The 5,889-nt window shown below is 38.7% G+C and carries 3 protein-coding genes; 1 reads left to right on the top strand and 2 read right to left on the bottom strand.

Features of this window, described 5'->3' with window-relative positions; all coding sequences use genetic code 11:
• The coding region (locus AC220I_RS17000) for an aminotransferase class I/II-fold pyridoxal phosphate-dependent enzyme (protein WP_486725058.1) at positions 1-825 on the top strand (825 nt) is incomplete at its 5' end.
• 63 nt (positions 826-888) lie between these two features.
• Here the strand turns inward: AC220I_RS17000 and AC220I_RS16995 are convergent.
• Both AC220I_RS16995 and AC220I_RS16990 read right to left on the bottom strand, forming a co-directional pair.
• Positions 889-2,613: a DEAD/DEAH box helicase gene (locus tag AC220I_RS16995; protein WP_486725057.1), complete on the bottom strand. Its 1,725-nt coding sequence runs from the start codon at positions 2,611-2,613 to the stop codon at positions 889-891.
• Between the two features lie 133 nt (positions 2,614-2,746).
• The coding region (locus tag AC220I_RS16990; protein WP_486725056.1) for an EAL domain-containing protein at positions 2,747-5,889 on the bottom strand (3,143 nt) is incomplete at its 5' end.

The raw sequence follows: 5,889 nt of genomic DNA, 5'->3' as shown, positions 1-5,889 counted from the left end.
GAAGTCATCATCCATGCACCTTTTTTCACCCCATATACCCAACAGATAGAACTGGCAAGAGGCTTACCCATTGTGGTGGACACCCTTGAGGACGAAGATTATCAACTTAATCTCAGAAGCGTCGAGCACGCCATTAGTGAACGCACCAAGGCGATTGTCATCAACTCACCCAACAATCCCTCAGGTGCCGTTTTTAACCACCAGACCTTGAAAGGGGTCGTACAGCTGGCAATTGATCATGACCTTATCATTATTGCTGACGAAATCTATGGGGCTTACACCTTTAAAGAAGATTTCATTTCCTTGGTGACTTTTCCTGAAATCAAAGACCGCTTGATCATTATCAACAGCTTTTCCAAGGACTATACCATGACGGGCTGGCGTGTGGGCAACCTTGTTGCTCCTGAAATGATTATCAAGACCTGTCAAATCATCAACGAAAATGTCGTCTTTACAGCACCTTCAATATCTCAACGCGCCGCAGTCTATGCCCTTAGAAACCGCTCGACGATACAAGGTCCGGCAATAGAATTATATAAGGAGCGAGTTCTCTACGCCGCCAAAAGGATAAATGCCATCTCTTGGATGAAGGTCCCAGAACCAAAAGGCACTTTTTACCTCTTTATCAATATCAAAAAAACGGGGCTCTCCTCTTCACAAGTGAGCGAACTTCTGCTAGATCAAGCACAAGTTCTAACGATCCCAGGAAATGCCTTTGGAGATTGCGGCGAAGGATATATACGCATCGCTTGTACCGTGGATATTCCAACACTAAAAAAAGCATTTGATCAAATTGAAAACATCTCTTTTAATAACACTAAATGAGACTTCATGATGATTGCATTTGTTTCAATCAAAAAATAAGCATCCTAATGGATGCTTATTCTTCTATTTTACGCCTTTAAAGCGATCTACAATCTTTTTAAAGAATGATTTCTTTGGTGCTGTAGCACTTAAATTTACACTTTGATCGACCTTAGGCGAATGCGTTGGCGCTTTTACCGCAGAAGCTGATGGCTTTATGGTTTGCGGCGCTTGTCTTAGACCTGTATTTGCTTTTGATGTGGATGGTCTTTGCCCTTGTGATAGAGGTCTTTGATCATGAGTCGAAGTCCCTGCTTGTGGTGGTCTAGCGGAAGTGTTGGGTCTTGACGAACCAGACGGTCTCGATGAACCTGCAGGCCTTGATGCATTACCTGATCTTGGTTGATGCGGCGGTCTCGCCTGATTATTATTTCTTGCTTGAGACGTCTTATTCCCTTGACCATCCTGCTTAGGACGTCCAGAAGTATTGGAACGGTTTTCTGAGTTATAGTTCTTTTGACCTTTAACAGGTTTATAATCTCGATTTGAATTTCTATCTTTACCTGCATTTTGAGATGAAGTACGCCCGTGATGTGATTGTGTCGGTTTATTGTGATGAGACTGTGTTCTTGGCTTCGGTTCAATACCAACCCACTTGCCATTTGCATTTAAAATCGCATTTCTGACCATTTCATCAGTTGGCAATTCTTCTTCATCTATAAGAACCCCTGTATGTTCCTCAATTTCATATAGACTTCTGATATCCGATGAAGTGACAAGGGTAATTGCTTTCCCGCCATTTCCTGCACGACCGGTTCTACCGATTCTGTGAACATAGCTGTCCTTCTCAGAAGGTACATCGTAATTGATTACCAGAGTCAGGTCATCAATGTGAATACCACGTGCTGCAACATCTGTTGCCACGAGAATTTGTAGTGAGCCCTTCTTAAAGTTTTCAATCGTTCGCGTACGACTTCTTTGAGTATTTGCCCCATGCAATGAATCTGCCACATATCCTCTGTGATAAAGATAGTCATGAACGCGATCAACAGTGTGTCTCGTATTACAAAAAACCATACAGCTATCAGGCTGCTCAATTTTTAAAATACGATCCAATTGTGTCCTTTTCTCATCGGGTTTTACACGGTAGTAAAGCTGTTTTATAGTATCTACGGTTTTCGTGTCGGACTCTAGCTCAATCGTGATAGGGTCTTTCATGTACTCACGGCATATCTTTTGAATTTCACTTGGCATGGTTGCAGAAAATAAGAGGGTTACCCTGTTTTTAGGCAAGGCCTTGATAATTTTCACCACTTGATCGATAAAGCCCATATCTAGCATTCTATCTGCTTCATCTAGAATGAGATATTTGATGGCCTTGGTCGAAAGTGTTTTTTTTGAAATATGGTCGAACACTCTTCCTGGTGTTCCTGTGACCACCGAAACGCCCTTTTGAATCGCTTCAATTTCAGTATTGATATTATGTTGTCCATAAACTGCCATTGTTCTGAGCTTTAAATTCTTGGACATGAGTTTAAGATCACTATCTACTTGAACTGCCAGTTCTCTTGTAGGGGTAAGAATCAAGGCTTGTGGTTCATTTGTCATCCCATCCACAGACTGTAATACGGGTATGCCAAAGGCACCTGTTTTCCCACTTCCGGTCTTAGACATGACGATCAAATCCTTTGATGCCAAAATATGAGGAATAGAATTCCTCTGTACGTCTGTTGGTGTTGTAAAGCCCATTTTATCAAGCGCTTTAACGATTGGTTCTGATATCCCTAAATTACTAAATTGATTTTCCAAATTGCCTTCCTTTTCTACTTGTGCTTACATGGATTAAAAATAAGACGAGTTAATAAACTCGTCTTCAGGTTTTGTCTATTAACTAAAGATTACCATACATCAATATAAACGTCTACCACTATTAGGGAAGAAACTATTGTTCCACTGCCTCTGCCAAAGGCAATTTAATTGAAAACTTAGTCCCAATTCCAACTGTACTTTCAACCCAAATTTCACCCTTGTGGTATTCTTCAATGATTTCTTTTGAAACGGATAAGCCAAGACCGGTTCCTATACCCTTTTCCTTGGTGGTGTAAAAGGCTTCAAAAATATGTTCTAAAACATCTTGCGCCATTCCAATTCCATTGTCCTCAATCGTGCAAATGATACTGTCTGGTTCAGATTGTGTCTTGATGGTGATTTCACCCATACCATTTTCATACTGGGCCATAATGGCATGGTTTGCATTGATAATCAAGTTCAAAAATACCTGCTGGAGTTTAGAACTGTTTGCCATAATGTGAGGCAAATCCTTGTCTAAATCAAGATTGACAAGGCTGGTGTACTTGATTTCATTATGCGCGATCCTCAAGGTCTGCAAGACAATTGAGTTCACATCACAGTCTGACTTTTGACTCTCATCATCTTTTCGCGAATAGCTTTTTAAATCGGATACGATGGTCTTTATGGTGTTGAGCCCTTCATTGAAACTGCCAAAGACATCCTCTAAATCTTCCATCAAGTCCGAATCATCTGGTAGTACTTTTCTCAATTCGTCTTGAGAATCGATCAGGAACTGGGTATTGCTCAACAAGTAACTCAAAGGATTATTAATCTCATGCGCAATCCCTGCAATGAGTTTTCCCATGGAAACCAGACGGTCCTGTTCAAGTAAAGCCCTTTTAAGGACGTCTATTTCCTGCTGGTCTTTAAAATCATCATGTCTGTCCTTAAAGGTAAATAGGAAGCCCTTAATGAGTTTGGCATCCTTGTAATAGGAACCATCTCTCAGAGCATCATAAATTCTAATGTTCCCGTTTTTATCCTTAATCTGAGCGACACCTGACCAAGGTTCATATCCCAGTGCCTCAATTTTAACACTTGCACTATTTTTATCAATTAGCTTAATGTCAAGATCGTCCATTGAATAAACGTTAAAACCATATTCTGTTAAATCAAACATTTCAATGGTCTTTCTATTTGCAAATAATATCTCATTTACTTCATTGGTATAAATGATAAGTCTGTCTGACAAATCCGCCGCATTGCTCAATATTCTAGAAATTTCGGTCTGTCTATTGAGCTCAGTCAAGTCTTGAATAATCGTTAGCACTTGTTTCACTTCGTCATTATCATCTAAAATTGGCGCATTATACCAGAGCGTCTCGTGAACATTATCATTGTTATCTAGGATTGACATGGTAAATTCTTGTGCAAATCCTGCAAATAGGCGATTATAGTAATAACTGAACTCCTTGAACGCCTCTTCGCTTAGAAGATTTTTCAAGTTAAGCCTACTTCTTTTGTTTTCGGGATCTTTAAAGAATTGTAAGGCATGTTCATTTGAAACGACTATGTTAAAATCATCTTCCCAAACAATACTTGGCAGAGGCGAAAATTCAAAGAATTTGATAAAAGACTCTTGTTCCAATAGAAATTGTTGAATGACATTGGCCTGATCTGACAGATCTTTGATAATACAATAAATCTTATTACTGCTGATCTTCTCATCATATTCCATCCTACTATTGACCATAACACGGATTTCTTTTCCAAACGAGGTGACAATACTCGTCATAAAGGCATGTGGCGATTTTTTATACAAATCCACCCAAATATCACCATCTTCTTCAACGAAAAAGAAGGGGATGGTCTCTTTAATAATCGACTCGAACTCATAGCCTGTCAATTCCATGAAGGAACGGCTACAGCTCAATATCTTAAGATTTTCATCAAACTCAACATAACTTAAATCTTTTAACTGTATATGCTCATTCATAATGCTTTCATCAAATTTTTTAAGCAACTTTAGGTCTTCATTTACTTCCTCAGAAAATACGCTCTCTATATCTATTGGCGTTTCAATCATTTGTCTTACTTGCATATCACTTAAGGGGTAACTAAAAATGAAGCCCTGAATATATCTTACATTTTGATTCTTAAGGTATATGAGCTGTTCAACAGTTTCAATCCCTTCTGCGATAACATTTAATCCAATGTGATCTGTAAAGGCAATAATCCCATTGGTCAAAAGAGTAGACTGAATGGAAGTCTCAATCGAGTCAAAAAATGCCTTGTCAATCTTAATGAAGTCGGGATTAATTTCATTGATTCTGGACAAGGAAGAAAATCCTGTTCCAAAATCATCTATCGAAATCAGGTAACCCTCTTTTCTAAAGTTTCCTAAATTTTGAGTGACGTTAAAAATATTATAGAGGTTTTGTGACTCTGTAATTTCAAGTGCAATTTGATCTGGTGACAGTCCATAGCGTTTACATAGGCTATGAATCTGGTCGAAAAAGTGTTGATCCATTAACTGAACCACAGAGACATTAATGGCCATGATCATGCCGGGAAAGTCATCTTTAATTTCCTCAAACAATTCGAAAGCCTTATTTGCAACATAGAGACCCAGATTTAAAATTGTTTGATTAGTCTCAGCAACTGAGATAAATTCCAGTGGATGGATAATGCCAAGCATTGGACTTTGCCACCTGACAAGGGCTTCAAAGCCTTTTACAATATTTTCTTGGATGTCAATAATAGGTTGATATAACACGAAAAGCTCGTTATTCATTATGGCATCCTTTAAGAGCATTTCAATCTGCTTAGAGCGTTCAAATTCAATTTCAAGCTTTTGAGAATACTCGAGAACCTTAATATCCCGTTTTAAAGCATAAGTCAAGGTTGCTTCTAAATTATGTAAATCGCCTTGCATATCCTGCTCTTCACCTTTAGAATGCGTCCAAGTTATCGCGAGTTCAGGACGAATCATCTGATTTACTATTAAGATATTCTGAGTCATCTCATCATATAAATGCATAATTGCCTGTTGAAAATGTGCATCCACAGCTTCTTCGTGGTCTCTTAAAAGCACAAGAATTTGATTTTCACTCCACTGAAATAGGTTCCCATAGTCAACTAGGTTTTCAAGCTTTCTAACCAGAGTGCTTATGAGCAGGTCTAAAAACTCTTTGTCAAAATAGCCAATTAACAACTTATAGTCCGTAATGGTAATAAGTGCGGCCACTTGGTAGTTATATTTATGCTTGTTTTGAAGCAAAAATGTTCGATTAT

The sequence above is a fragment of the Fusibacter sp. genome (assembly GCF_057447755.1).
This window is presented reverse-complemented; position numbering and strand designations above follow the sequence as displayed.